Source organism: Paenibacillus tianmuensis, from assembly GCF_900100345.1.
Lineage (GTDB): Bacteria > Bacillota > Bacilli > Paenibacillales > NBRC-103111 > Paenibacillus_G > Paenibacillus_G tianmuensis.
The window spans coordinates 30146-56745 of sequence record NZ_FMTT01000030.1 but is presented as its reverse complement, the minus strand read 5'-3'; the positions used below and the strand labels follow the sequence as shown (position 1 = coordinate 56745).

The window sequence follows — 26600 nt, the reverse complement described above, 5'->3', positions numbered from 1 at the left end:
AAAACTTACACAAGGTTGGTACCAACCTTGTGTAATCTAACAAACGATTCTCACAAAAACTCACAAATTTCGGCTCCGCGCAAATTCCCAATCAACAAAAAAGCTCCCAATCTTATAGCTGGGAGCTTTCAGGGTGCGGAAATAACACGCATATTTACGGACGACACTCATCCTCTTGCGGGCCGTCTCCTGACGAGGCGATCCCATGTACGGGAAGGCGAATGACAAAGCTGGAGCCTTCGCCGACCCGGCTATTCACTTCAATCGCGCCGCCGTGAAGCTCGACGATCGATTTCGTAATCGACAGTCCCAGCCCGGCCCCTCCGTGAATGCGGGCGCGCGACGAGTCGATCCGGTAAAATCGTTCAAACAAGCGCGATACATGCTCCTCCGGGATGCCGCTTCCGTTATCCTGGACCGTCAGCAGGGCCTCCTCCTCCGTTTGTTCCAGTGAAACGCGGATGGTTCCGCCGTCGGGATCGGTATGCTGCACGGCGTTGTGGAACAAGTTGAGCAGCACTTGCTTGATTTTGTCCTTGTCGATGCAGGCGGACACATCAGGCTGAACGGAGAACTGCACGTTCCTTCTGCCTGCCAGCAGCCGGAGCTGCGGCTCCATTTCATCGACGATACCGCTCAGCGATTCTTTCTTCAAATCCGCGGTTGGATGACGATCCAAGCGGGCCAAGAGCAGCAGGTCCCGAACGAGCTTGTTCAACCGTTCCGACTCGCCGTACATGCTTCGGAGCGCTTTGTCCAACTGATCCGGCTTTTGGGCTGCTCCGCGCAGCAGCACCTCCAGAAATCCGTGGATCGACGTCAGCGGTGTGCGCAGCTCGTGGGAAGCGTCGGCGATAAAGCGCCGCATCTGCTCCTTCGCCTCTTTCTCCGTTTCGAACGAGGCTTCCAGCCGCTCCAGCATCCGGTTGAACGATCGGGAGAGCCGGTCGATCTCCAACTGGCCTTGATGCGCCGGCAGCCGCTCGTCCAGCTTCCCCGCATCGATCTGCTCGACGGTTTCGATCATGTTGGAAAGCGGCACGAGGGTTCTGCGCAAAACGGGAAGAAATGCCGCAACCCCCATTCCCAGAGCCACCGCAGCCAAACCTAGAAAGGTCCAAAGCTGGCTGACCAGCACATTCCGAATCGGCTCCATGCTCGTGCTGATCTGCGCAAGACGCCCGCGCGGAGCGATCCGCTGGAGAATGACCAACTGCTCCATCCCCTTGTCGTCCTTGACGATCCGATAATGCGGTGGCCTTTGCTCCCGTCCCAAAGCTTCCCTGTAATCTTCGGCGGAAAGCCGCGGCACGGAACCGGAACGGGGATTTGTTGAAATGATCCGGAAGCTGTCGCCCGGGCCGACGAACGCCAGCGAAGCTTCGGGCAGAAAAAGGCCTCTTGATCGGCCATTGTCGGAATTTGTATTGACCCATATATCCAGCGAAACGGAAAAAAATTGGCTTTGGATGCTGGCAACCTTGTTTTTAATTAAAAATTGCTCCATGAACACATATTGCAGCACGCCGATCAACAGCAGCAAGCCCGCCAAAATAAACAGGGAACGTGACAGAAGCTGAAGACGAAGCGAGCGGGGCGCGAAAACATGGCGAAGCCGGTGCCACCTCCGTATCATCCGAAATCCACCCGGTAGCCCGATCCCCGCAGGGTCCGAATGATCCGGTGCTCCTTGTCGTTCAATTTATCGCGGAGCGAGCGGATGTACACTTCGACGATATTGTCCTCCCCGCGGAAATCATACCCCCAGACCTTGTCCAAAATGACCGTTTTGCTCAGGACCAGACCGTGATTGACGACCAAAAAAGACAGCAGCTCGTATTCCGTCGGCGAAAGCTCCAGCACCCGTTCTTCGTAGCGGATTTCTTTGCGGCGGTCGTCAATGCGAAACGGCCCGTACGCCACCTCCGCGAACAGATGGGGAAACTGGTTGCGCAGCCGCGCATAAATCCGGGCCAGCAGCTCCTCGAAGCTGAACGGCTTGACCATATAGTCGTCGGCCCCCAGCGTCAGTCCCTTGACCCGGTCTTCCACTTCTTCTTTGGCCGTCAGCATGATAATAGCGACTTGCTCGGTTTTCTTCAGCATCCGGCACACTTCAAACCCGTCCATGCCGGGCATCATGACGTCCAGAATGACGATGTGCGGCCGGGCTTGCTTGGCTAACGTGACGGCCGTAAATCCGTCCGGCGCGGTAAAAACCTCAAAGCCTTCGTTTTGCAAGCCCAGCTCCAAAAACTGGACGATATTCGGTTCGTCGTCGACGATTAATATTTTCACGCCTTTGATTGGCTGCATAGTGTCACCTCTCTTTTCATTGTACACCAATCCCTGCCCGTTGACGGAAGCGTTCGGAGTGATTCAGCGAACTTTCAGCTTGCCCTCGCCGTCTACCCAACGAATTTTGCCCGACAGCCTTATGAAAAGGGGAGAGCGAGTATATACTAGCTAATATATTTCAGGAACAGGAGGGAGAGCCGATGTCCGCACCCGCCAAATATCCGAAAACGAAAGGCACGCTGATCGTCGAAGGCCGGGAGCTGACGGTGACGAATCCGGATAAGCCGCTGTGGCCGGAGAAGAAGATCACGAAAGCGATGTATTTGCAAAAGCTCGCCGAGCTGTCCCCCTACCTGCTGACGTATTGCCGCGACCGCTATCTGACGACTATCCGGTTTCCCCATGGTTGGAACGACAAGTCGTTTTACCAGAAAAACGCTCCCGAGCCGACACCGGATTTCGTCAAGACGGCGATGCTGGAATCGATCCGCTACGTTCATCTCGATTCCCTGCCGACGCTGCTGTGGCTGGGGAATTTGGCCTGCCTGGAGTTCCATCCGTCTTTTCACCGAATCGGCGAAACGCTGCCCGTCGAATGGGTGATCGATATTGATCCGAGCGTCGACCCCGAGCCGCGCATTATGGAGGCGGCCCATATTATCGGCGGCATTTTGGATGGCATGAACATCCGGTCCGTACCGAAAACGTCCGGCGCCACGGGCGTGCAAATCTACGTCCCGATTGCCCGGGAGCGCGGCTATACGTTCGAGCAGCTCCGGCGGATCGGACAGTTCGTCGCCACGTTTGCGGTGCAAAAACACCCGAAGCTGTTCACCGTCGAGCGGCTCAAAAAAGATCGCGGCACCTTGATTTACATCGATTATCTCCAACACTGGTACGGCAAAACGCTGTCCGCTCCCTATACGCCGCGCGCCCGCAAGGACGCCACGGTGTCGACTCCGCTGACTTGGGACGAAGTGGCGCTCCGCCCCGATCCCCGGGACTTTCACCTCCTGAACATTATGCAGCGCCTGCAGCAAAAAGGAGACCTGATCGCTCAAGTCCCCCCGCAGCAGTTGGATCACGTGCTGTCCTTTATTCGTTAATCCTTGAACCCGGCGCCGCGCCGCTTGTTAGAAAAGCGGCGACAGGAGCCGCGCAATGACTTCCTTGCCCTTCTGCCAGCGGGAGCGCTTCTCGAATGTCCCCAGCTTGACCTCGCGGCTTTCCTTCAAATCGAGAATAAAATCGGTTTCCAGCCGATGAATCGTCTCTTTGTCGAAAAAGACGGCGTTCAGCTCGAAATTATTGTAAAAGCTGCGCAGATCCATATTCGCGGAACCGACCGAAGCAAGCAGATTGTCGATTAGGAGGACCTTCGCGTGGATAAACCCTTTTTGATAAGCATAGAAGCGGACTCCGGCCTGCATCAGCTCCTCCAGATACGACAGGGAAGCATAGTTCACGATGCGCGAATCCGCCTTTTGCGGGAAAATGATCCGGACGTCCACCCCGCTGATCGCCGCCGTCTTTAGCCCCATGGTAATGCTCGGATCGGGGATGAAGTATGGAGTGGTAATGTAAATTCTTCGTTTGGCTGCAGTGATCGATGCGAAAAACATTTCCAGAACGGCATCCCAATGCGCATCCGGTCCGCTTGAAATAATCTGTACGGGCTTGCGGCCCGCGCAATCGTGCTCGGGAAAAAATTCCGAATCCGCCAGCCGCTTTCCGCTCACAAACATCCAGTCGGTCAGAAACGTATACTGCAGCGAGTACACCGCGTCGCCTTCCAGCTCCAAATGCGTATCCCGCCAGTAGCCTAGCTTGGGATTCGCCCCCAGGTATTCGTCTCCGATGTTGATTCCTCCGAGAAAGCCGCGGACGCCGTCAATGACGACGATTTTGCGATGATTCCGGTAATTCATCCGCTTGTCGAAAAAAGCAATCACCGCCGGCAAAAAGAAGTACACCTCGCACCCGGCCTGCTTCAGCTCTTGCACGAACCGGCTATCGAGCTGGTAGCTGCCGATGCCGTCGAAGATGCAGCGCACCTTCACGCCTTCCTGCGCCTTGCGGATCAGCAGCTCATGGAACTGCCGGCCGATGCCGTCGTTACGAATGGTGTAAAACTCAAAATGAATATGCCCCTTCGCCTGCTCCATGGCAGCAAGCATCGCCGGATACGCCGCGGCGGCATCGGTCAGCACCCGCACCTCGTTATGCATTGTAATGAGAGCCCCGGGAATGTTATTGAGCAGCGAGAACAGTCTGGGCTCGTGCCGCCAGCCGCGCAGCCGGTCCTCTTCGGGTTGGAAATCCGCCGAATGCTGCTTTTTGCCGAGATGCCGGATATCGTTTACGAGCCGCAGCCCGTTGCGCTTCACTTTTTTCCGCTGTGTGTATTCTTTGGCCAAAAAATAATACATTACAAAGCCGATGACCGGGATGAGAAACAATATGAAAAGCCACGCCATCGCCTTGGCCGGGCGGCGAAACTCCCCGACCAGAATCGTGAGAATCTGAATGATGAATAAGGTCAGTGCGATGACGAGCCACAGCACGTCGTCATTCCTCCTTTTGAAACAACAGGCGCTTGCCAATCTGTTCTAGCTTTTACTTCCGCCCGCCCGCCTATTCCCCATCATGGCACAGGAACCCAACGGTTTGTCATAAAATTTCGCAAATGGTGGAAAATATACAAGACACGCTCCGGCAATGCTTGGATAAGATGCCGCGGGCAGGAAGGAGTGTCATGACCCAACCGAAAAGCCGCAAGAAAAAAGGACAGGACGCCTCGGAACACCCGCTGCGGAAAGCGGAATACCGTTTTATCGACGAGCTGCGCTCCGTGCCTGTCTTTATGAGCGTCGAAGAAAACAAAAGTTATTTGGAGGAGCTGTTCAAGGACTGCTCCGATTTCGTCATTCGCGAGTTCCGCATCGAGCAAAGCTTGCCGGCGATTTTGTTTTTTGTCGACGGCATGGCCAAGACGGAGCTGGTGAACGAGACGATGAAGTCGCTGATGATTCTGGAGGGCGGAGAGGAACTGATCGACAACATCTCCGATATGACGCTGCCCGTCTCCCAGATTCAGAAGGCGGACAATTATGCGGATATGCTGCTTTCCGTACTCGGCGGCGACACGGGGCTGATCGTCGAGCGCAACAACAAGGCGCTGCTGCTCGGCATGCGGGGGATGGAAAAAAGGTCCATCAACGAGCCCGATACCGAATCGGTCGTACGCGGCCCCCGCGAAGGGTTCGTAGAAAATATCCGGACGAACACGTCCATGATCCGCCGCAAGCTGAAAACGCCGCATTTGAAAATGAAACCGATGACGCTCGGCCGGGAAACCAACACCAATGTCGTCGTTACTTATCTGGACGATCTGGCGGACCCGAGCGTCGTCCATGAAGTGGTCAAACGCCTCGAAAAAATAAACATCGATGCCGTACTGGAATCGGGCTATATCGAAGAATTCATTCAAGATTCGACGTATTCGCCCTTTCCGCAGCTTCAATATACCGAACGGCCGGATGTCGTCGCGGCCGCCCTGCTGCAGGGACGCGTCGGCATTATGGTGGACGGGACGCCGTTTACGCTCATCGTGCCGTTCGTCTTCGCCGAAATTATGCAGGCCAGCGAGGATTATTACGAGCGGTATCAGGTGGCCACGCTGATCCGCTGGCTGCGGTATACGTTCATGGTGCTGTCGCTGCTGACGCCGGCCTTATACGTCGCTATTACAACCTACCATCAGGACTTGCTCCCTACGTCTCTGCTGCTGTCGGTCGCCGCCGCCCGGGAAGCGATCCCGTTCCCGGCCGTCATCGAAGCGCTGATCATGGAAGTGACCTTCGAGGCGCTCAGAGAAGCGGGCATCCGGCTGCCTAAAGCGATCGGGTCGGCGGTCAGTATTCTGGGCGCGCTCGTCGTCGGACAGGCGTCGGTGCAGGCAGGCATCGTATCTGCGCCGATGGTGATCGTCGTATCGCTCACCGGGATCGCCTCGTTCACGATCCCGCGGTTTAATGGAGCGATCGCGATCCGGATGCTGCGGTTTCCGATCCTGATCGCCGCCTCGCTGTTCGGAATGTACGGCATCTTGATTATGATCATGCTGATCATGGGACATCTGGCTAACCTCCGCTCCTTCGGCATTCCTTACTTATCGCCGATCGGGCCGCTATCCTCCGGCGACCTGAAGGATATTCTCTTCCGCGCGCCTTGGTGGGCGATGGGACAACGTCAGTCCTTTATGCCCCTGCAGGACAGCAAGAGGATAGACGATACGCTGCCGCAGGAAATTACGGAGCAATCCGGCCAGCGGGGCAAAACCATCGACCATACGAAAGAGGAAAGAAAGGAGCCTGTGGAATGAGCTTGCGCCGGACCCGCCTATTCCTCGTTCTACTCTCCCTGCTCTGCCTGACCGGGTGCTGGGACCGGGTGGAAATCAACGACACTGCCTTTATTTTGACGACTGCGGTGGATGTGGAGCAAGACGGCAAGATCCGGTACAGCGTAATGATGCCGCTCCCCGGCAATATGGGCGGAGCCTCCGGAGGAGGAGGCGGAACGGCCGGAACCAAAAGCTACTACATCGATTCCGAAGTCGGCACCACGTTTCGGGAGGCGCAGGCCCGGCTGCAGCGGCGGATGTCCCGCCGCATGTTTTTCGCGCACCGCAGAACGTTGTTGATCGGCGAGGATTTTGCCAAACAGGGGATCCGGAACGTCTTCGATACGACGCCCCGCTCTCCGGAAAGCCGGATGACGATTTATATGGTCGTCACCAGAGGAAAAGCTTACGAGCTGCTGCAAGCAACGCCGCAGTTCGAACGCTTCCCGTCGGAAGCGATCCGGGAGCTTGTGAAGGCCCGGAACGTCATCCATATCAACATGAAGCAAGTCGCCCTCGCGCTCAGCAGCCCCGGCAGCGATGCCGTAACGGTCTACATGGGCGTGAAAGAATCGGAGAAAACCTCCAAAAATGCGAAGAAATCGAAGGAAATCGAGTTCCTGGGCTATGCGCAATTTCGCAATGACAAAATGACCGGCGTGTTCGAGAATGCGGAGGCAAGCGGGCTCGCCTGGCTGAAAAACATGCCCGTACAGTCGACCGCTACCGTAAAAATCGACGACCGGTATACGATTACGCTGAGCATCTTCGATTCGAAAAGCCAGATTCGGGCCCATACGGTAAGCGGGAAGCTTCGATTTGACATCCGCACGGAAGCCAAGGCCAAAGTAACCGAAAGCTTGGGCATGTACGACCTCAGTCAAACCGGCAAGGTCCAAAAGGTGGAGGAAGCGATGAACCGTTACATCGAACAAGCGATGCGGAAAGCGATCCGCAAAATGATCGGCAATGACACCGACTCCGCACAATTCGGATCGTATTTGTGGCGGGAGCATCCGGGGCTTTGGGAGAAGGAGTACGCATCGCGCTGGCCGGCCGGGATGAAGGACGCCGATTTCCGCATAGAGGTAAAAAGCGTGCTTACGGAAACGGGTCTGATTTACGAGAACGTGACGAAAGCGGAGCCTGCCCGATGAACTCCCAGTTTCTCGTCTGGTTCATGGTGCTGATGGCGTTTCATTTATTTTTGAACATGAAGCATTGGGCGAGACAGCCGAAGGCAACAGCACGGCTGTACACATGCATTACGCTTGTGACGCTGGGTCTCTTTCTCTGCGTGGCGTCCGGCTATCAACCCCCGATGCCGACACGTTTTTTTATCGATCGGGTATCGCCGTGGGTTTTCTCAATTATCCATCCTCAGTAAACGAAGCGATGGAGGAAAGCGGGTGAACGCATGCCTGTCAACACGCAAGTCATTAACCAAAGACAGCTCTCCTGGCTGGTGGGATCGCTGCTAATCGGCGGCGGGCTGCTTAGCATCCAGCACGATCTGGTCCGGATCTCGCATATGGATATCTGGTTCGTCTATTTGCTGCCCACCGTCTATATTCTTTTCATCTCATACGTTTTTGCACAGCTCAGTATGCGGCTTCCGGGAAAGCATCTTTTCGAGATCAACTTTATTTTGTTTGGCCGCTGGTTCGGCATGCTTGCGAACATGATACTGCTGATCCACCTATGGTTCATCCTGCTGCGCGATCTTCGGATGTTCGGCAAGTTCATCGGCACGCTTCTTCTCCCGAACACTCCCGAGGAAATGCTCGTTCTGCTCCTCGTCGTGATGCTTATGTTTTACGGCCGGACCAGTGCTGAAGTGATTTCCCGGGTCAACGATTTGTTTTTTCCCGTGTTCTTCGCGCTCACGTTAATGCTGCCGTTCCTGTTGTCCAACGAAATGAGCTTCCATCTACTGCAGCCGGTATTGACGACTTCGCCTAAGCAGCTTGGATACGCAGGCCTTCTCAGTGTCGGCTGGTACGGGGATATCATCGTTGCAGGGGCGTTTTTGCATATGATCTGGAATTCCAGTCAGATTCACTCCGCCCTTCGGCACGGTTCGCTGATGGCTACGGCGCTGCTGTCGCTTTTCCTCTTGATGGAAGTGTCCGTCCTCGGGCCGAACATTCCCGGCAACCTGATTTATCCGAGCTACAGCTTGGTACAGCACATTCAAATTACGGACTTTTTGGACCGGATGGATCTGCTCATTCTGAGCATCTGGTTCCCGATTATCGTCGGCAAGATGATCTTCATTTATCTTGCCTTCCTGATCGGGATCACCAGCCTGATCCGGCAAAGGGACTACACGCTTATTAATTCCCCGGTCAGCCTCTTTTTGCTGCTGACCACGATTCTTGCTTTCAAGAGCACGCCGGAGGTTTTCAGCTTTGGCAATTACAGCTCGCCCGTGTTGGTGCTCAGCTATCAACCGGTGCTGCTGGCGGCTATGCTGCTGCTCATGCGAAGATTCCCGAAACGAAGCCCCGAGCGCCATGCGGAAGGATCTTCGGGAAAAAGTCAGGGACATGACCGGGACGGGATGTCCAAAGGGGGAAATCGCCACCCGGGGAAACAGCTCGGCTCGCGTCTGGACGCGATATCAGGCCGTACCTGGCTGCGAGCCGGCAATGTGCTGCTCGCCCTCGGATTTGTTTTCGTCGGCGCGGGCCTTATCTTCAGCCGGAACTATGCGGTCATCGGCAAGCTGGCCGGCTTCGGCTATGCGCTCGTTCTGGCGTTATTGCTATTCGTTACGCACATGGAGATGCGGAAAGCCAAGGACCTTGCCGCGAGGAGTTCCCCCCATTCGGCGCAGACGTCATGACCTGGCACGCTCGATCCCAACGATCCGGCTCAAGGGGATGAGAATGACCAGTTCCTCCTCTTCTTCGGCCCGGTTTACGAGCAGCTCGACAAAATCGGCCCCGGTGCAGAGCAGAACCGCCTCGAATGTGCCGGCATACGTTGTCCGGACGTTTACGCGGGAGCCCGCCCCCTTCTTCCGGATATCAAAAAGGACGATTTCCTGCATCGAGGCGGGTACGAAATAGCGCTCACCCATCCGGATAAACCGTTTGCCGACCTGATTCAGCACGTCTGCTCCGCTCTCGAAGTCTTCGGCCTGCAGAGCGATATCCTGCTTCAGATGAAGCGTCAGACGCTCCAGCAGGTCCATGTGGGTTGTATGTAAAAATGCCAAGCGAATCCCTCCATCATACACAAATCTGTTCTATTAGGTATGTGTATGAGAAAGAAGGACTTTTCTAGACCGACCTCGCCAAATAACCGTTTCGGGCCGAGGCAGATCCACCGAAAGGAGCCGTCATGAAGTTCACGTGGTTTCAAAGCAAGCTGACGTTCGTCATCATTCCCGAGGCGAACGGAAGCGTGGTACGCCTCAAGCTGCCCCGCGCCGCCCTATGGTGCGCAGCCTCTCTTATGCTGCTGCTGTTCGGGACAACCTGCGTTCTGTCTGTTCGCAGCCTGCACTCCACCGTGTCCATTTCGCTGAAATCGGTGGAGATGAAGGGGCGAACCGTGCAGCTGGAGCAAGATTTGCATCGGAAAAACGCGGCCATCGAACGGCTGCAAAACGATATTTATGCGCTTTCGAAGCAAGCCGCGGAAGTTCGGAGCCAAATGGAGCGGATGCAGCGGCTCGAGCAGGATTTGCACAAGCTGGCTCCCGGCAGCATCGAGCGCCGGAAAGCCGACGGACAGCCTGTATCCTCAGCCGTTTCTGCCGGTGAAGGGGGGATGGGCGGCGAAGCGTTCCCCGTAACCGAGGAGCAGACGCATGAGCTGGCCGAGGCGACGGGAGCCCGTTACGCGTCGCTGCACGCCGAGATGAAGGAGCTCGCCTCCCGGCTCGGCCAAACGAAGCGGCAGCTTCAGGAAAAGCAGGAGCGGCAGCAGCGCACGCCCGATATATGGCCTACGTTATCCAAAGTCGTTACCTCCTCTTACGGCTACCGCAAAGACCCGTTTACGAAAAAGCTCAGCTTCCATCGCGGCATCGACATTGCGGGTAAGCTGGGTGATCCGGTCTATGCGGTCGCGGGCGGCGTCGTCCACTCGGCCGGCTATGACCGGCTGCACGGGCATAACGTTGTGATCGAGCATGACAAAGGGCTGCGGACGTGGTACATGCATCTGAACAGCGCGCAGGTGGATCGGGGCGATCCGGTCGATAAAGGACAGGCGATCGGTCAACTGGGAACAACCGGCCGCAGCACCGGACCCCACCTTCACTACGAGGTGCTGCTTAGCGGCAAAAGCACCGATCCTGCCCCCTATATACCAAACGATAATCGAAAAAAGGAGAGGAACAAGTGATGTTTCGAATGAACGGTTGGCGAAGCCAGTCTTCGCGTTCCGGGCACTCTGTCTCGCTGATCGGCGAGGGGAGCGTCCTCGAAGGAGCGTTCCGCTCGGAAGCCGACGTGCGTATCGAAGGCGAGTTTCAAGGCGTGCTTCAAGCCGCAGGCGAGGTAGCGGTCGGAGAGAAAGGGATCGTTCGCTCTACCGATTTGCGCGCCCGCGACGTTGTCATTGCCGGAAGGCTGGACGGGCGCGTTGAGGCGGAGGGCACTGTTCGCATTACTCCGACTGGACGCTTGGTCGGCACCGTCCGCGCCGCTACGCTTATTATCGAGCCCGGGGCCGTGTTCCAAGGCCAGAGCGAGATGGGCCAAGCGCCGCAGGAGGATGCGTCTCTCGTGATAGCCGTGCTATAATGAAGAGAAAAGCTTTTTGTTGTTGAGGTTGATTGCCGTGCTTCAGGCTGCGTCCGGCCTGCGAGAAAAAGGAATTCAAAAAACAACAAAAAGCTTAGAGAGAGTAGGAGAAATCGCTATGACCAAAGTGCAGCAGACGATTCTGTTTGATATGGACGATACGCTTCTGTATTGCAACAAATTTTTCGACATGGTGATCGACCAATTCGCGGACCAAATGGAAGCGTGGTTTCACGGCTACCACCTGTCCATCGTGGAAATCAAGAAAAAACAAGCGGAAATCGATTTGGAGCGGGTGCTTGTCAGCGGCTTTGTGCCGGACTTCTTCCCCCAATCGTTCGTTGATACGTACGAATATTATGCCGATTTGACCGGCCGATCCAAAAATGAAGCGGAAGTCAGACGGCTGATCGAGCTCGGCGCTTCCGTCTACGGTCACAGCATCGAGCCGTATCCTTATATGGAAGAGACACTCCGCATGCTGCAAGAAGACGGCCATACGCTTCACTTGTATACCGGAGGGGACCCGACGGTTCAGATGCGCAAGGTAAAAGAAGCGGGGCTGGAACGGTTCTTCGGCAACCGGATCTATGTCACGCGCCATAAAAACGCCGATTACCTCGACGGACTCATCCGCATGAAAGAATTCGACCGGGACAACACCTGGATGATCGGCAATTCGCTTCGCACCGATATTATCCCGGCGCTCAAGGCGGGTATTCACGCCATCTTCATGCCCGTGGAGCTGGAGTGGGCCTACAATCAGGTCGAAGTGGACGTAGAACCTTCCGGCGCCTATTTCACGCTCTCTTCCTTGCGGTACATCCCCGAAACGATTCGCGATTATACCGCTGCGAAAATCACTGCAGGCTCCTGACCACCGCCGAATACCGGGCCGGAGGCCCGCAGGCTCGTCCCGTTTCCTCGCGAACCCGCGCATGATTTGCCAGGAGCCCCCATACAATGATGGGGAAAGGGTGATGAGAATGAGCAGCCTTCACCGGATTGTCGAAACCGCCACCGATCGTTTGATGCAGATGCTGCTGACGCGGCAATCGCCGGACGGGACGTGGCGTTTTTGTTTTGAAAACGGGATCGTAACGGACGGGTATCTGATCGTGTTATTAAGATCGTTAAACGTCAAGGACGAAAACCTTATACGGCGTTTAGCAAACCGGATTTTATCGAAGCAGGAAGCGGACGGCGCGTGGAAATGGTTTTACGACGACGGCGACGGGCATTTGTCGGCGACGGTCGAGGCTTATGCGGCGCTGCGGTATGCCGGGCTGCCCGCTTCCGACGAAGCGCTGCGGCGGGCGAGACGGTTTATTTTATCCAAGGGCGGCCTGCGGAACGTCAGCGGTTTGTTGACCAAGGCGATGCTGGCTGTCATCGGTCAGTACCCTTGGCCGCGGCCGTTCCCCTTTCCGCCTGAATTGCTGCTGCTTCCCCGGTCGTTCCCGCTGAGCTTTTATCGTTTTTCCAGTTACGCGCGCGTGCATCTGGCGCCCGTTGCGATATTGGGCGTCCGGCAGTTCACGGTCAAAACGGCGGGGATGCCCGACTTGTCCGAGCTGCTGCCGGCCCGCGGGCGCTGGTCGGCGCATGCCGAGGAAGGGGATGTCGGGGAAGACCGCCGCCTCTCCGGCTGGTGGAACGACATCCAACGCGCTCTGCATAAGCTGCCTTACCTGCCGCAAGAGCTCCGCAGGCTGGCGCTTCGGCATGCCGAGCGCTATATGCTTGAGCGGATCGAACCGAACGGGACGCTGTACAGCTATGCATCCTGCACGTTCCTGATGGTGTATGCGCTGCTGGCGCTCGGATACGACGAGCGGCATCCCGTCATCGCAAGAGCGGTACAAGGGCTGATCTCGCTCGCCTGCGAACCCGACGGACAGCTTCACATCCAAAACTCCCCCTCCACCGTCTGGGATACGGCGCTCCTTAGCCATGCGCTGCAGGAAGCGGGGCTGCCGGCCTCGCATCCGGCGATCCGGCGGGCGGACGCCTACTTGCTCTCGCGCCAGCAAACGAAGCTCGGCGATTGGAGCGCCGATGTCGCGAACCCCGTTCCCGGCGGCTGGGGGTTTTCCGACGTCAATACGATCGTGCCGGACGTGGACGATACGACCGCTGCGCTGCGGGCACTGCGCCGGAGTCCGGGGCGGCCCGAGGCCGGGTACGGCGAAGCAAGAAGCCGCGGCCTTCATTGGGTGCTGTCGCTGCAGAACGACGACGGCGGCTGGCCGGCCTTCGAGCGGAACAAAAATTCCCCACTGCTCGCCGCCCTTCCCATCGACGGCGCGGAGGCGGCGATTGACGCTTCGGCCGCAGACCTGACCGGACGCACGCTGGAATATCTGGGCACTTGGGCGGGAATCCGCCAAGAGCAGCCGTTCATCCGGCGCGCCGTCCGGTGGCTGCTCGGCCGCCAAGAGCGGAACGGCTCTTGGTACGGCCGTTGGGGCATCTGCTACATTTACGGCACCTGGGCCGCCGTGACCGGGCTCGCGGCTGTCGGGGTTCCACCGGATCAGCCGGAGCTGCAGCAAGCGGTGCGGTGGCTCACCGGCATCCAAAACCCGGACGGCGGCTTCGGCGAATCGTGCCGCAGCGACCGGGCCAAGCTCTACATCCCGCTTGGCGCCAGCACGCCCTCGCAGACCGCTTGGGCGCTCGATGCGCTGATCGCCGTGCATCCGACGCCGACGGACGCCATCAACCGGGCGGCGCGTGCGCTGGCGGACATGCTGGAGGCCGGGGACGCCTCCTGGCCGGCCAAGTATCCTACCGGCGCGGCGCTGCCCGGGGATTTTTACGTGCGCTATCATAGCTACAACGCGATCTGGCCGCTGCTGGCGCTGGCGCATTACAGGAACAAATACGGGTCTTGAACGTACCGAGTTGGATGCCGAGAGTAGCGATCCCCCGGACGGATGGAAGTATTAAAAACCCCGAATCGCCAAAGCGACCAGGGGTTTTGTCACTTTATGTCCGGGATCGCGAACGATACCGTCGTGCCTTCGCCGGGCTTGCTTTGGATCGATAAGCCTTTCCCATATCGCTGTTTCAGCCGCCGGTTCGTATTGGACAGCCCGATTCCGCCTTTGCTTCTCATCGTCAGATTCAGCAGTTGATCGGCCCGTTCTTGTTCCATCCCGATGCCGTTATCCTTAACTTCAATCCGTACGGAGCCCTCGCGACGGACAATCCGGATCATGAGCGTGCCGCCCTTCCCTTGGCCAAGGAGGCCATGCTTGACCGCATTTTCCACAAGGGGCTGGATCGTCAGCGGAGGAAGCGTCAAATCCATATCGGGCTCAACCTCCCACACGACAGATAGCCTGTCGCCAAACCGTTCCTGTTCGATATAGAGGAACGACTCAACAAGCTCCAGCTCATGAGTAAGCTCCACCAGTCTGCCCGAATTCAGAAAATCAAAGCTGATTCGTAAATACGACGCAAAGGCGTCGATTAAATCGCGCATTTTGTCCGTATCCATGTCGCTCAAAGCCATAATCGAGTTCAGCGTGTTGAACAGAAAATGAGGATGGATCTGCGCCTGCAAGTAAGCGGCTTCCATACGCAGCCGTTCGTTGACGGATTGCTTCAACGTAGTTAACGACCAGATGCGGTATTTCAGCTCAAGCGCATCGACCGGCTTGGTCACGTAATCGTTGGCCCCGGACAAAAATCCGGTGTAGATGTCCGCAAGCTGACTTCGGGCGGTCAGCAGCAGCACCGGCAGCTCCGAAATGGAAAAATGAGTCCTCACCCGCCGTGTCAACTCGTAGCCGGACATATGCGGCATCATGACGTCGGCAATCAGCAAGTCCCAAGGCTCCGCGTCAAGCAATTCCAGCGCCTCCCGGCCTGACGAAACGGTCCTGATATAGTATGGCTCCGCAGAGAGAATACCGACGAGCACCTTCAGGTTGACCGGATCGTCATCGACCGCGAGAATATTCATTTTTTCTCCGGCAAAGGAAGGCGCAGTGGACGGCAGGTCAGGCCACACGCCGCTTAACTCCTCAGACAGGCTCAGGCCGCCCCCCGTTTTCTCCTCTTCAACAGCCTGTGATTGCGGAGTGTGCTTCGGCGGGAGGCCCGACGCAGCGGCCAGCGGAAGCGCAAAGCTGAATACAGAGCCACGGCCCGGTTCGGAGCGGACCATCAGCTCGCCGCCGTGCAATTCCACCAGCTGCTTGCAGATGCTTAAGCCAAGGCCGATTCCCCCGCTGTCGCTTCGTCCGTGAGCCCCCTGCTCATAGGGCAAAAAGATGCGCGCCTGCGTCTCCTCATCCATCCCGATGCCGCTGTCGGAGATCTGAACGACTACCAGCTCGCCGCTGGCATCGGCGGAAATGACCACCGTTCCTTCGTCCGTGTATTTCAGAGCATTATGTATCAGGTTGAACAAAATTTGCACAAGTCTCTTTTCGTCCGCCCATACCGGCGGCACCGCATCCGCAATCTCAATCTTTAGCTGAACGGGCTTGGAATCGGTGATAAACCGGAGCATCCCGGCGACGCCGGAAGCAACCGCTTGAATGCGCAGCGGCTCCTTCTGCAGCACGATGCGCTTTTCCTGAAGCTGCGCCACGTCGAGCAGGTCGTCGAGCTGCTGCGACATCCGGCGGCTGATCGTGATCAGCAGCTCCATGTTCTCGAAGCTGGCGCGGTCCATGGCATGCTTCTCTTTGACCGCAACGGTCCGGGCGATATTCAAAATGCCGTGCAGCGGCGTTCTCAGCTCATGCGACGTATTCGCAAGGAACTGGTCCTTCAGCTTGTCGGACGCCCGCAGCTGCTCGTTCAGCTTGGCGTTCTCCTCGGCGTTGCGGAAAAACCGCTTGAACCAGTAGGCCGAGAAGCAAACAATGGCTGCGATAATGTCGATTGGATAATACACGCTTCCCGCTGCGTTATAAGGGGAGAGGACGCCCCAGGCAATGCTGGATACAATACTCGTCGCGGTAAACAGTAAAAACAAGGCGTCTTGTTCGTTTCGGGCCACCTTGCGGCCGAGCAGATACGCAAACCAGACGACGGGAAACAAATAAAGCAAAACGAACACTTGGGCGTCTATCGAATCGTAAATAAGCGGCGGGGTTGCGGCGAGCAGAAATGCCGAGTAGCTCCCCAACACGGCGCCATAAGCACGGAACCATCGCTTACCGGCGGCATAGCCTTCAAAGTTTCTGGCCAGAAGCAGCATGAAGAAGGGCAGCCATAAGTAGGAAAGCAGCTTGATTTTCAGGGCCCAGGCGAAATTTAGCGGCAGCCAGAGCAGAAGCAGGGTATCATGATCGGAAACGACAGAAATGCCTGCATCCGCAAGCAGCAGGAAAAAGATCAGGAGCACCTTATGCCGCGGGTTAAACAAATATAAGATGACGGCGTACAAGCCATGCAGCAGCAGCACCATGTAGGTAACGAGCTGAAACCCGATGGAATACCCGCGTTGGTAGTCAATGGCCGCCTGAGAGCCGAAGCGAATCGACTTGATAATTCCTCCGGAATGAGGATTCTCGTAATTGGCTGCACGCACCAGCAGTTCGATTTCTTTCACGTCGTTCCGCTCATACGTTGCGGTGTACGAAACTTTTCTCGGTTCGTACGCCTTCGCGTTCTCCGCTGGCCGGCCAAATTCTGCCACCTTCCGCCCGTTAATTTCGATAACGGACGAGGCCATGATCTCCTGAATCCAGAAGCCGTACGGCTGGCTTAACGGTTGATCAACAAGGATGCGCAGCCGATAGGTACCGTAGCCGAACGACGATTCCGAGCCTTCAGGCATCCCTTTGCTCCAGTCCCCGGGAACTTGGACAACATTCGGATGGCCGGCAGATGGACTCCCTAGGTCTTCATAGGAAAGGAAGGCGCCAGGGTAAAATTCCCACTCGCCATCGAGCGTAAAGGTGCGGGAATGCTCCAGATTCCAGCCCCGCAGATCCAGCACACCTTGAACCGCGCGGGGATGCTCCGGGGCCGCATACGCCCAAAACCAAAACCACCGAAGGCCCAGAAGAACGGACAGGAACAATAAAATTATGGCACTCACTTTGAGAGCTTTGTTGTTTGGTGTCTGCGTCATAGCTGTAAATTTCGACAAACGTTCCGGCTTTCCTTTTACCCCGTCGAATTAAAAAGATTTTGATGCCACCGGGGCAAACGCGCTATGATTCCTTCAACGCTTTCGCAGCTCTCCATTTGGACCAGTTGAATTCCGTCCACGAGGTGGGCTCCCCGTGCTTGACACGGCTTCGGAAGCTCTCAAGCGCTTCGTACACCCCTATATCTTCCGGATGCTTCCGTTTCAGCTCCAGCAGCAGCGGCACGACCTCATAGCCCAGTCTGCTCAAATAAGCGGTGTCGATCTGGCCTGTCGCCTCATAGCGCTGAATGTTGCCCCGCGCCACCGCCGCATCAACGCCGATATAATTGACGATGACATACGCTGTCACGGTGACGGCCGCATAGCAGCGAAGCAGCGGCAGCCGCTCCCGCCACAGCTTGACGAGAGCCAGTACGAACAGTACAAGCAAAAAGAGCATGAACGCGTGCACCAGCAGCCGGAACTCGGTATAGCCGTAGGCCTGCTCGTACATCGAGAGGCGCAAGTAGGCGGAGCTCAGCATAATGCCGGTGCAGCCGACAAGCACCGCAAGCAGCGTGCGCAGAAACCGCCAGGCGGCGAGACCCGGACGCTTCACTCCGTACAGCATGATCGTCAGAACGGTCAAATTGATCAGCGTGACGACAACCAGCTCGGCAAAGCCTTTTCGCGCATAGGAAGCGTAGGTAATGCCTTCCGGCAGCTCGGCGGCGCCGCCTCCGAAGAAGTATGAAAACTGCACGAAGGCAAACAGCAGGTACACGGCGTTCAGCACAACCAGGATGGTGGCTGCGACGGTCGCATCGATACGAGGCACCCCCGCCGATGGTGTGACGGCAGCCGCCGCCGGAGTAATTGCCGGGGGTTCATCTCCGGGGGCGAAGTCTTCCTTCGCGACCCGGGGCGGCCAACGCTTCGGCTGAAGCAAGCCCCGCACGTAAGCGAACAATCCCGTCGCGATGCAGACGATCCATAAGGCGCGAAACAGCGTACGGCCGAGCTCCAGGCCGCTTGCCAGCTCCGGCAGCCAGGCCAGCGTGCGGTCGAACACGGAATCGGCGGAAGCCAGCAAGGCGATGACCGCGAGAAGCAGCGGGATCGAAACGATCAGACCGATCAACACCTTTATCAGCTCTTGGGAGCGGCCTGCTTTCGTTTTGAACGATAAGGCCCGAAAGGCGACGACGACCGGTTGAGGCACGTACCGGAGCGTTTGCACGAACACCTGATCGAGCATGCGGAGGAAGAACGGCATCTTCGGCCGTCCCTCCGACATATGCCAAGTCGTGTGCGCCACAATCAGCAGCGGCACCGCCAAAGCGTTAAGAATGAGCAGAAGCATGTTCGAATGCACCGCATATGTAAAGGACAGCAGGAGCACGGGAACGGCCAACGCCAAGGACGGCTCCAACCTAAGCTCCCGCTTTTCCCGGACAGCCCAATAATAATAAACGTAAAATAATAACACGAACAGTGGAAACGAGACGCCCCACGTTTTTACGTAAAACAAATAGTGATGGACGACTGCGCAGCCGAGCGCGGCAAGCAGCAGCTTTCCTTCGCTCCGAACCGGAGCGGATTCCGTCTTCATGAGCTTTCCGAGCCTCCTTTAAGTTTATTGCAGCAGGGCCGCCTCATGCTTGCTTTGCCGGATTTGCCGGCTCCATCGGTTAGCCCATTGCCGCAGCTCGTAAAAACTTGCTTGTTGTATACGATCGCTATCCCCCGCGAGATCCCGCAAAATTTCCTCGTCGTCGACTTGCAGCAGGTCGAGCAGGTCTTTTCCGTGAATATGCCCGTAGGCGAGCCGCGCCAGAGAGCATACCGCCCTCCGCAATTCCTCGTCCGTATGCGCCACGTTCACGGCCGTTTCGGCCTCCGACAGCAGTTGATCGCCCCAGGCGACCGTAAGCGGAAGCCGCTTTACTCCTCGAATTTGCTCTTGATCGGACCATGAAGGACAGTACATCCGAATTCCTCCTCAATGTTGATGAACTATTTTCCATTTCGTTATAATTTTGTCGAATTGCCCATCCACGTTTATTGTAACTTGAAAAACACGAATAAAAAGAGTAAATTTTGAAATATAAATTTCATATTTTTCAGAACCCCCGGAGGTTGCTCTATGAAGCTGGCAAACCGCTATATCCGCCTTCGCGAACAGTACCCGCATATCGCCGAGCAGCAGCCGCACCTCGTCCATCTCGACGAACTGGCGGCCGTTCTCGGCTGCACGCACCGCAATGTCGTGCTGCTGCTCAAGAAAATGCAAAGCGAAGCCTGGCTCGATTGGCTGCCGAAGCGCGGGCGCGGCCAAAAGTCTGCCCTGACGTTCTATAAACCTGCCGAGGATCTCATCCTCTCGATCGCGCAAGACCTTGTCGAGCGCAAAGATTTGCGGGGCGCGCTTGAGCAGTTGAACGTCTCTTCGCCGGAAGGGTCGCTAAAAGACAGCTTTCACCGCTGGCTGGCTGGCTATTTTGGCTACAGCAGTGAGATGCTGGGCAGCAAGCGTTTCGATACGCTGCGGTTTCCGCTCACCCAGTCGCTGCTGTCACTCGATCCCGCCATGACCAATTTCCGGACGGAAGCCCACCTCGTGCACCAGCTGTTCGATCCGCTTGTACGCTACAACCGGCTGACCCAAACGATCGAGCCGCATATCGCTCACGCTTGGGAGGTAAACGAAGCGCGGACGGTCTGGACGTTTCATCTGCGCAAAGGCATCCAGTTCCATCACGGCAGAGAATTGACCGCGGACGACGTAACGTATACGTTCGAGAGGCTCAAGCGGCTGGCGACCGGCGCGCTGTACGGCTGGGTGCACCGGCATATCGACTCCGTGGAAGCGGCAGATCCGATCACGGTCAGAATCCGGCTCTCCGAGCCTTGCGAGCTGCTGCCTCAATATGCCGGCACGAACCGCGCCTCCATCGTCCCGGCCGAGCTGTGCGAGGAGCTGGGTGACCGGTTTGCGCTCGCTCCCGTCGGCACCGGCCCGTTCAAGCTGACGCACTTGGATGCGTCCATGTGCGTGCTCGATGCTTTCCCCGCTTATTTCCAAGGCCGGGCGCACCTCGACCGCGTGGAGCTGTGGCATATTCCCGACATGCAGGTGCAGGGCAGCGAGCGGACGCTGGAGAGCTTTCAGATTATCCACAACTACCGTCTGCCCGACGAAGCTTCCGAAACCTGGCAGCAAGTACAGCAGCCGGGAGCGACGTGCCGGTTCCTGACCTTCAACCTGCTGAAGCAGGGGCCGCTCAGCGATCCTGCACTGCGAGGCGCGGTATGCGCCGCCTTGAACCGCCGCAAGCTGCTGGAGCGGATCGGCGGCGACGCCATCTATACGGCCGACAGCTTTATCGGCCACGGGCATGGAAGCACGGGGCAGGAAGCGGAGCCGCTTGCCCATGAAACCGACCGCATCCGCGCGTTGCTCAAGCGAGCCGCCTATGACGGCCAGCGGCTGACGCTGTGCACGATCACGCATTACGAGCCGGATGCGCTGCATGTGCAGGCGCTGCTTCAGGAAGCCGGCTTTTCCGTGGAGATCAAGCTGCTTTCCGTGGAGGAGTTCAAGAGCGAGCAGCGGCTGCACGCCGATCTGCTGCTGTTCTCCATCATGCTGGACAACGATGCGGAGCTTCGGCTCATCGACTTGTACAAGAGCATGCAGCGGCATTTGGAGCCTGCGGTCAAAGCCAAAGTCGCCGCACTGACGGAAGAGGCGCTGCGCGAGTCGTCATCCAGCCGCCGTTCGGCTCTGCTGCAGGCGATTGAAGCGCATTTGACCGCCAAGCAGGTGCTTCACTTTTTATATTTCAAACGATTGAAAACGATCTACCACGAATCCGTCAAGGGCATTTCGCTGGACGCGCTGGACTGGGTGCAGTTCAAAAACATCTGGTTTAAGCCGTGACTGACGGGGGCGATACGGGGCTTTGACGACGCAGGATTATAATCCGGGGCTTCTACGAATACAGTAGTAACACAACCTTAGGTTCGAAAGGGGACCCGAGCGACGTGAACAAGCCGAGCCATTTCGTGTATCGCAACGCGAGATACGGATTTACCCTCCGCTTCCCAGCATGGTGGAGGACGTATGCGGTCGTCGACCGGCGGAGACAGAACAGCGATACGGAGTACGAGCTGCATTTCCGGTTCAGGTACAAAGGCAAAGTGTATGACGACGCGCTAGCCATTCTGGTGTTCCGCATAACGCGTCAGGAATGGAACCGCGAAGGCTACGGCGATTCGCCGCTCGTCTTCCTCGCGGAGCACGGCGGCCGCGTATTCGCTTATATGACGCCAGAGGAGCTCCCGGAAGCCTTCTACGATCCGAAGACGAACGACTACGACTACAAAAGGTACGGGGCGGCCATCCGCTTGCTCAAGCGAATGGTCAATCAGGACGCTCCCCGCATCGCCGCTTCGATCCGCTTCCTTCCTCAGGCGAACACGGCCCGCTCGGTGCCTTACCGTGCGAAGCATGTTTGCGCCGCCGGAACCGGGGCCATCGGCAAGCAGTGCTGCCGGAACGAGAAAAAGTGCCTCGCTCCACACCGGAATTGAACGGTTCACCGACGGCGCCTTTATTCCAAGGCCCCGGCCGGTTTTATTGCGGCTACAGCCGGGTAAAGGTTTTGTAGGGGACGCCTTCGCTCTTGCCGCTGCGCAACTTTCGGACGAAGGCATGCGTCCATTACATTACACACTTTGCCCGGTACGAAAGGAAGTGACAACGATGGTTTGGCGTTTGCTGCTCTGCCTGCTGCTACTCGTACTGCCTGCCTGCAATGCCAAAACGGACCCATGGAAGACGGGAAATACCGTTATCGATTGGGTGGATTTCGTCAAGCTGAACGGAAAGGAATATAACAGGGTTTATGAAGCGGTGGCCGCCTCCCCGGACGCCGTGACGGATGAGGTTGTCGGCACCGTGAAGTTCAGGGTCGAGGGAGCCGTCACCAACCCGAGCTATGCGACGAAGGACGGGGATGCGGCGTTTTTAAAGGAAGGCACGCGCCTTTATGCCGTCAAAGGGTACCCGGACCATTCGCTGATTGCCGCCAAGGCGGACAACGAAGTGGGCGGCTACAAGCTGTACAGCGCAAAAAACGCAGAGGGCAAGCTTGCCCACACCTGGAGCTACAAGGACGTTCCGGCCGGGCGGGTGACACGAATCGACGTGTATGTCTATTCCAAGCAAGCGGACGCCTGGCAGCGGTTCCGTTCGCTCGAAAGAGCCGATAGCGGGCTGTTCATGGAGCTGCTTGGACACGGGCAAAAGAAAGAAAACTACCGGCCGGTCGTGAACGGCGGAGACCCGAAAGAGTACCGCATCGTGTTTCAAACCGGCGAGCCGGTCGCGCATAAGCAGAGCTTGTTCCGCGACGACAACAACTATTACTTCCATCCGTCGGACACGGAGCTGCTGCCGGAGGAAATCGGCCGGTTCCTGACGCCGCGGATGCCGCAGTCGTAGTGGCGATCCTCTTCGGTTTCTGAGGATTCCGCAGCTCCCGGTTCCGGGTAACGGCCGCGAAAGGTAGTCCGCTTTCCCTAGGAACGCTTTTTGCGGCCGTACGTTCTCACCCGGGAAAGCGTCGGCTCCTCCGGGGCGGGTGGGGCCGTAACGGATTTCGCGGCAGCGGTTTCCCGCGCATTCCATTCGCCTGCCGCGGACGCCTCGGAGACGCCCCCGACCGCTTCGTACGCGGAGTGGCTTTCCAGCCAGAGCTCCAGCTGCTCCACCCGTTCGATAAGCCGGGCGACCGTCAGGTCCAACCGGGCCGTTTCGAGACGAAGCCGCTCCAGTTCGCTCTCCAACTCCGCACGCCCGTCGCTTCCCGCTCCATTTCCTTCAGGGCGATGCGTCAATGCTTCGAGCTCCTGCGGCGATAACAAGCTTTTCGAGTCCTTTCCCACCATTGGACTTCCGCCTCCTATTATATATGACTAAAAACGACATGTCCGGACATCAAAACGACACCTGCCGTAAAGCTGCGAAAAGGGCGACTGCGTCCTTCGACGCCGTTCGCCCTTTATTTCGTTGTCTTCGTGACAGGTTCTTGAAACCCATAAAATACCATTCCGCCTCTCTCGCCGCCTCGCGAAACCTTTCATTTCGGATTTTGGGCAAAAAAGGTGGTGCTTTATAGAGATGAAGTTATGTTCACAAAAAAAGAGGGATAGCTCCTTCAGTCTACGTCCAGATGTGACAATTCTATGAAATCCCTGATGCTCATTATGTTTTATATTACCATCCGATTCTTATTATAGCAATTCAAAAAAAGGGATTGTGTTCATTTTTGACGAATGTTAACTTTCAGCCTAAAAAAGTGGAGGGAGTCTCATTCATGAACGATTTGCTCGCATCGCCATCCGTCCCGGAGCAATTGAAAACCACAGCGGATGGGACTTTTTCACGAATGTTTGTCGACCTGGCGCTGAAAAGCTTCGCCAGTCCCCACACCGGCTCCCTCCTGCTTGATCAGGACTGCAACATGCTGATGGCCAGCGAATCGCTTGGCAAGAAGCTCGGTTACAGGACGGAAGAACTGGAGCGTATGAATCTTCAGGCCTTGGTGCATCCCGGGGAGCTTCTCCTGTGCATGCACCATATGAGCCAGCTCGTATCAGGCCAGCTTTCCCGTTACGAAACCGAGATACGCTGGCTAAGCGCGGACGGACAACCCTTATGGATGAACGTTTATGCGGTCGAACTTAAGGACGGCAGCGACGGACCAGCTTACATATATATGCAAACCCAGAATATCACCGCACAAAAAGTTGCCGAAAGTGCGCTTCAGGAATCGCTCATCCGCATGACGTCCCTCCTCGAAACGTTTGCCGACGCCTATATTATGCTGAATCGAAGCGGAGAGCTCGTTTATGTGAACCGGAACGCCGAGCAGCTCCTGCAGCTCAGGCGGGAGGAGCTGCTCGGACACGGCATTCGGGGCATGGCGTCGGAGTGGCTTGGCGCGGGTTTTTACAAAGCATGCTGGAGGGCGATAGAGGAAGCGGTCCCCGTCTTTTATCAGGGTTATTATCCATTGGTCAAAAAATGGCTGGAAGTCAGCTGCTATCCGTGCAAGCCCGGCTTGTCCGTCTTTATCCGGGATATTACCCGGCACAAGGAACAGGAAGAGACGCTCCGTGCGACCAAGCAGCAGCTTGATTCCATGATTGAGTATGCTGCGGACACCATTGCGATTCTCGACGCGGACCTCCGGCTGACCAAGGTGAACAAAGCGTTCATCGACTTGTTCGGCTATAGCGAAGCGGAGCTGATCGGCGAGCGTCCGCCGAACGTGCCAGAGGAGCTATGGATCGAGTCGGAGCTGCTGTTCCGCAAAGCGCTGCAAGGCAAACAAATCTCCAGCTACGAAACGAAGCGCATGCGCAAGGACGGCACGCCGCTCGATATAAGCCTCACAATCTCCCCCGTTGTCGGTAAGGATCAGGACATTACCGGGGTCTTTATTATCGGGCGGGATATTAGCGAGAGCAAAGCTACCGAGGAGCTGCTACGCAACTCGGAGAAGCTGTCGGTCGCCGGGCAGCTCGCCGTCGGCATTGCCCATGAAATCCGCAACCCGCTGACCTCGTTGAAAGGTTTTACGCAGTTTATGAAGACGGCCGGACATTACAAGGAGCAGTACTTGGACATCATGTCGTCGGAGCTCACGCGCATCGAGCACATCATCAGCGAAATGCTGCTGCTGGCCAAGCCTAGAGCGGCCATCTTCCATTATAAGCAAATTGGCCCCATTCTCGCCGATGTCCTCTCCCTCTTGGAAGCGCAAGCGAATCTGAACAGCGTCCATTTCAAGACGTGGATCAAACCGGACCTGCCTGCGGTTCGTTGTGAAGAGAATCAATTGAAGCAGCTGTTCATCAATATCGTAAAAAACGCCGTCGAAGCGATGCCACTGGGCGGAACCGTGGAGATTGTGGCGGTCTTGGCCGATCCGGGCACGCTCGCGATCACCTTCCGGGACGAGGGCGACGGCATTCCCGCCGAGCTGCTACTGCGGATCAGCGAGCCCTTCTATACGACGAAAGAAAACGGCTCGGGCCTCGGTCTGATGGTAAGCCAAAAAATCGTCACCGAGCATAAAGGCCGCATGGCCATCACAAGCGAAGCCGGCGTGGGAACGACCGTGACGGTTACGTTACCGGTTTAAAGCACGTAAGAACCTGCCACAAGCAAAGGCTCCTTTATCCGACGATAAGGGAGCCTTCGTGTGCGCGAACGTCCGGCCACGCTCATCTCAAAACCTTATATCTCGCTTCCGTCTCCCCTTCGACGATCCGTCCGGTCGGCACGAAGCCGACGCGCTTATACAGCTTTCCGGCCGCTTCATTGTCCGGCACATAGCTGATGACGATCTCGGGGCTGCAATCCTCCAGACGCTCGATCAGCTCTAGGCCCAGCCGAATCGCAGCCTCGCCGTAGCCCCGGCCTTGAAATCTTTTATCGATCATCAGCCGCACAATCCAGTACAGTTCGTCTTCCGGGTCCTTACCGTACATGAAAAAGCCAACCATCGTGTCTTCGTGATAAATGGAAAGTGGCGTGTACGTTTTGTCGTAGGCGGCTTGAATAATCGAATACCAGTTGGGCGCCACCATCTTCCGCTGCTCCTCCTTCACCTCCAGCTTCACGCAATCTTCCCAATTGTCCTGATGAATGGCTTCGAATCTTACCTTCGGCGCGTTCCTCAAAGCGGTTCCTCCTCGCGTTAGTCTATAGAACCATCATACGGGAAGCGCCGCCGGAAGCGTAGGGAAGATTCGGATATAAGCCGTTTTTTCAGTCCAGTCAAACAAACCACTTGGGCTTTAATATTTCAGTTCCCCATTTCATCCCTGAGTATAATTGGCGAGGTACTTACTCTGAGTAGCGGCAATTTTGCTCTATAGATCATACGAACCCCCTTCATCTGCAATTCTTCGACGACCATAATTATACATTATAACTTATATCTGGATCAATAATCCTCAG

General features: G+C 56.8%; 22 protein-coding genes. 13 read left to right on the top strand and 9 right to left on the bottom strand.

Annotated features, from left to right (window positions below):
- Positions 1–154 precede the first annotated feature (154 nt).
- Together BLO51_RS18555 and BLO51_RS18550 are read right to left on the bottom strand one after the other, a co-directional pair.
- Positions 155–1636: a sensor histidine kinase gene (locus BLO51_RS18555; protein WP_090674251.1), complete on the bottom strand. Its 1482-nt coding sequence runs from the start codon at positions 1634–1636 to the stop codon at positions 155–157.
- Positions 1633–2316 (bottom strand): response regulator transcription factor, encoded by a 684-nt coding sequence (locus BLO51_RS18550; protein ID WP_090674249.1) that lies wholly within the window; start codon positions 2314–2316, stop codon positions 1633–1635. The genes BLO51_RS18555 and BLO51_RS18550 overlap by 4 nt, the downstream gene beginning before the upstream one ends.
- Before the next feature lie 182 nt (positions 2317–2498).
- On the opposite strand from BLO51_RS18550, the gene ligD reads away from it, so the two are divergent.
- A complete protein-coding gene (ligD, locus tag BLO51_RS18545) occupies positions 2499–3404 on the top strand; it encodes a non-homologous end-joining DNA ligase (RefSeq protein WP_090674247.1) in 906 nt (301 codons plus the stop codon).
- 27 nt (positions 3405–3431) lie between these two features.
- Here ligD and cls read toward each other — a convergent pair whose 3' ends face one another.
- Positions 3432–4862: a cardiolipin synthase gene (gene cls, locus BLO51_RS18540; RefSeq protein ID WP_090674245.1), complete on the bottom strand. Its 1431-nt coding sequence runs from the start codon at positions 4860–4862 to the stop codon at positions 3432–3434.
- A 191-nt stretch (positions 4863–5053) separates the two neighbouring features.
- Here cls and BLO51_RS18535 point away from each other — a divergent pair, with 191 nt between their 5' ends.
- Genes BLO51_RS18535 through BLO51_RS18520 form a run of 4 tightly spaced genes read left to right on the top strand, consistent with a single transcriptional unit; the run spans position 5054 to position 9551 of the window.
- Positions 5054–6682: a spore germination protein gene (locus BLO51_RS18535; protein ID WP_090674244.1), complete on the top strand. Its 1629-nt coding sequence runs from the start codon at positions 5054–5056 to the stop codon at positions 6680–6682.
- The gene (locus BLO51_RS18530) at positions 6679–7860 is read left to right on the top strand and encodes a Ger(x)C family spore germination protein (RefSeq protein WP_090674242.1); all 1182 of its coding nucleotides are present in this window, start codon (positions 6679–6681) and stop codon (positions 7858–7860) included. The genes BLO51_RS18535 and BLO51_RS18530 overlap by 4 nt, the downstream gene beginning before the upstream one ends.
- Positions 7857–8090 carry a hypothetical protein gene (locus tag BLO51_RS18525; RefSeq protein WP_090674240.1) on the top strand — a complete coding sequence of 78 codons (234 nt, stop codon included), beginning with the start codon at positions 7857–7859 and terminating at the stop codon, positions 8088–8090. The genes BLO51_RS18530 and BLO51_RS18525 overlap by 4 nt, the downstream gene beginning before the upstream one ends.
- Positions 8091–8120: 30 nt before the next feature.
- Positions 8121–9551: a GerAB/ArcD/ProY family transporter gene (locus BLO51_RS18520; RefSeq protein WP_090674238.1), complete on the top strand. Its 1431-nt coding sequence runs from the start codon at positions 8121–8123 to the stop codon at positions 9549–9551.
- On the opposite strand, the gene BLO51_RS18515 is transcribed toward BLO51_RS18520, so the two are convergent.
- On the bottom strand, positions 9546–9926 hold the full coding sequence (locus BLO51_RS18515; RefSeq protein WP_174551270.1) for a hypothetical protein: 381 nt from the start codon (positions 9924–9926) through the stop codon (positions 9546–9548). The two genes, BLO51_RS18520 and BLO51_RS18515, sit on opposite strands and share 6 nt — an antisense overlap.
- A gap of 125 nt (positions 9927–10051) precedes the next feature.
- On the opposite strand from BLO51_RS18515, the gene BLO51_RS18510 reads away from it, so the two are divergent.
- The 4 genes from BLO51_RS18510 (at position 10052) to shc (ending at position 14360) form a co-directional block, all read left to right on the top strand.
- On the top strand, positions 10052–11062 hold the full coding sequence (locus tag BLO51_RS18510) for a M23 family metallopeptidase (protein WP_090674235.1): 1011 nt from the start codon (positions 10052–10054) through the stop codon (positions 11060–11062).
- The gene (locus BLO51_RS18505) at positions 11062–11463 is read left to right on the top strand and encodes a bactofilin family protein (protein ID WP_174551272.1); all 402 of its coding nucleotides are present in this window, start codon (positions 11062–11064) and stop codon (positions 11461–11463) included. The genes BLO51_RS18510 and BLO51_RS18505 overlap by 1 nt, the downstream gene beginning before the upstream one ends.
- A 118-nt stretch (positions 11464–11581) precedes the next feature.
- Positions 11582–12340: an HAD family hydrolase gene (locus tag BLO51_RS18500; RefSeq protein WP_090674232.1), complete on the top strand. Its 759-nt coding sequence runs from the start codon at positions 11582–11584 to the stop codon at positions 12338–12340.
- A gap of 109 nt (positions 12341–12449) precedes the next feature.
- Complete coding sequence (gene shc / locus BLO51_RS18495; protein WP_090674230.1) at positions 12450–14360, top strand: squalene--hopene cyclase; 1911 nt, start codon at positions 12450–12452, stop codon at positions 14358–14360.
- A gap of 89 nt (positions 14361–14449) precedes the next feature.
- Here the strand turns inward: shc and BLO51_RS18490 are convergent, their stop codons facing one another.
- From BLO51_RS18490 to BLO51_RS18480, 3 genes are all read right to left on the bottom strand, one after another.
- Positions 14450–17563, bottom strand: a complete 3114-nt coding sequence (locus BLO51_RS18490) for a hybrid sensor histidine kinase/response regulator (protein ID WP_167670257.1) — start codon at positions 17561–17563, stop codon at positions 14450–14452.
- Positions 17564–17645: 82 nt separating this feature from the next.
- A complete protein-coding gene (locus BLO51_RS18485; protein WP_090674226.1) occupies positions 17646–19175 on the bottom strand; it encodes a DUF4153 domain-containing protein in 1530 nt (509 codons plus the stop codon).
- A 24-nt stretch (positions 19176–19199) separates the two neighbouring features.
- Positions 19200–19553, bottom strand: coding sequence for a hypothetical protein (locus tag BLO51_RS18480; RefSeq protein WP_090674225.1), 354 nt, complete (start codon positions 19551–19553; stop codon positions 19200–19202).
- Between the two features lie 156 nt (positions 19554–19709).
- On the opposite strand from BLO51_RS18480, the gene BLO51_RS18475 reads away from it, so the two are divergent.
- The 3 genes from BLO51_RS18475 (at position 19710) to BLO51_RS18465 (ending at position 23072) form a co-directional block, all read left to right on the top strand.
- Positions 19710–21506: an ABC transporter substrate-binding protein gene (locus tag BLO51_RS18475; protein WP_090674223.1), complete on the top strand. Its 1797-nt coding sequence runs from the start codon at positions 19710–19712 to the stop codon at positions 21504–21506.
- Between the two features lie 104 nt (positions 21507–21610).
- Positions 21611–22159, top strand: a complete 549-nt coding sequence (locus BLO51_RS18470) for a hypothetical protein (protein WP_090674221.1) — start codon at positions 21611–21613, stop codon at positions 22157–22159.
- 172 nt (positions 22160–22331) lie between these two features.
- On the top strand, positions 22332–23072 hold the full coding sequence (locus BLO51_RS18465; protein ID WP_090674220.1) for a hypothetical protein: 741 nt from the start codon (positions 22332–22334) through the stop codon (positions 23070–23072).
- Between the two features lie 77 nt (positions 23073–23149).
- Here the strand turns inward: BLO51_RS18465 and BLO51_RS18460 are convergent, their stop codons facing one another.
- A complete protein-coding gene (locus BLO51_RS18460; RefSeq protein WP_090674218.1) occupies positions 23150–23518 on the bottom strand; it encodes a hypothetical protein in 369 nt (122 codons plus the stop codon).
- 428 nt (positions 23519–23946) lie between these two features.
- Here BLO51_RS18460 and BLO51_RS18455 point away from each other — a divergent pair, with 428 nt between their 5' ends.
- Positions 23947–25779, top strand: coding sequence for a PAS domain-containing sensor histidine kinase (locus BLO51_RS18455; RefSeq protein ID WP_090674216.1), 1833 nt, complete (start codon positions 23947–23949; stop codon positions 25777–25779).
- A gap of 82 nt (positions 25780–25861) precedes the next feature.
- On the opposite strand, the gene BLO51_RS18450 is transcribed toward BLO51_RS18455, so the two are convergent.
- Complete coding sequence (locus BLO51_RS18450; protein ID WP_245719731.1) at positions 25862–26320, bottom strand: GNAT family N-acetyltransferase; 459 nt, start codon at positions 26318–26320, stop codon at positions 25862–25864.
- Between the last annotated feature and the right edge of the window lie 280 nt (positions 26321–26600).

Excerpts from the sequence above, each read along its gene's own strand:
- BLO51_RS18555 (WP_090674251.1), bottom strand. The coding sequence starts at position 1,636 with ATGATACGGAGGTGGCACCGGCTTCGCCATGTTTTCGCGCCCCGCTCG.
- BLO51_RS18550 (WP_090674249.1), bottom strand. The coding sequence starts at position 2,316 with ATGCAGCCAATCAAAGGCGTGAAAATATTAATCGTCGACGACGAACCG.
- ligD (WP_090674247.1), top strand. The coding sequence starts at position 2,499 with ATGTCCGCACCCGCCAAATATCCGAAAACGAAAGGCACGCTGATCGTC.
- BLO51_RS18535 (WP_090674244.1), top strand. The coding sequence starts at position 5,054 with ATGACCCAACCGAAAAGCCGCAAGAAAAAAGGACAGGACGCCTCGGAA.
- BLO51_RS18530 (WP_090674242.1), top strand. The coding sequence starts at position 6,679 with ATGAGCTTGCGCCGGACCCGCCTATTCCTCGTTCTACTCTCCCTGCTC.
- BLO51_RS18525 (WP_090674240.1), top strand. The coding sequence starts at position 7,857 with ATGAACTCCCAGTTTCTCGTCTGGTTCATGGTGCTGATGGCGTTTCAT.
- BLO51_RS18520 (WP_090674238.1), top strand. The coding sequence starts at position 8,121 with ATGCCTGTCAACACGCAAGTCATTAACCAAAGACAGCTCTCCTGGCTG.
- BLO51_RS18510 (WP_090674235.1), top strand. The coding sequence starts at position 10,052 with ATGAAGTTCACGTGGTTTCAAAGCAAGCTGACGTTCGTCATCATTCCC.
- BLO51_RS18505 (WP_174551272.1), top strand. The coding sequence starts at position 11,062 with ATGTTTCGAATGAACGGTTGGCGAAGCCAGTCTTCGCGTTCCGGGCAC.
- BLO51_RS18500 (WP_090674232.1), top strand. The coding sequence starts at position 11,582 with ATGACCAAAGTGCAGCAGACGATTCTGTTTGATATGGACGATACGCTT.
- shc (WP_090674230.1), top strand. The coding sequence starts at position 12,450 with ATGAGCAGCCTTCACCGGATTGTCGAAACCGCCACCGATCGTTTGATG.
- BLO51_RS18490 (WP_167670257.1), bottom strand. The coding sequence starts at position 17,563 with ATGACGCAGACACCAAACAACAAAGCTCTCAAAGTGAGTGCCATAATT.
- BLO51_RS18485 (WP_090674226.1), bottom strand. The coding sequence starts at position 19,175 with ATGAAGACGGAATCCGCTCCGGTTCGGAGCGAAGGAAAGCTGCTGCTT.
- BLO51_RS18480 (WP_090674225.1), bottom strand. The coding sequence starts at position 19,553 with ATGTACTGTCCTTCATGGTCCGATCAAGAGCAAATTCGAGGAGTAAAG.
- BLO51_RS18475 (WP_090674223.1), top strand. The coding sequence starts at position 19,710 with ATGAAGCTGGCAAACCGCTATATCCGCCTTCGCGAACAGTACCCGCAT.
- BLO51_RS18465 (WP_090674220.1), top strand. The coding sequence starts at position 22,332 with ATGGTTTGGCGTTTGCTGCTCTGCCTGCTGCTACTCGTACTGCCTGCC.
- BLO51_RS18460 (WP_090674218.1), bottom strand. The coding sequence starts at position 23,518 with ATGGTGGGAAAGGACTCGAAAAGCTTGTTATCGCCGCAGGAGCTCGAA.
- BLO51_RS18455 (WP_090674216.1), top strand. The coding sequence starts at position 23,947 with ATGAACGATTTGCTCGCATCGCCATCCGTCCCGGAGCAATTGAAAACC.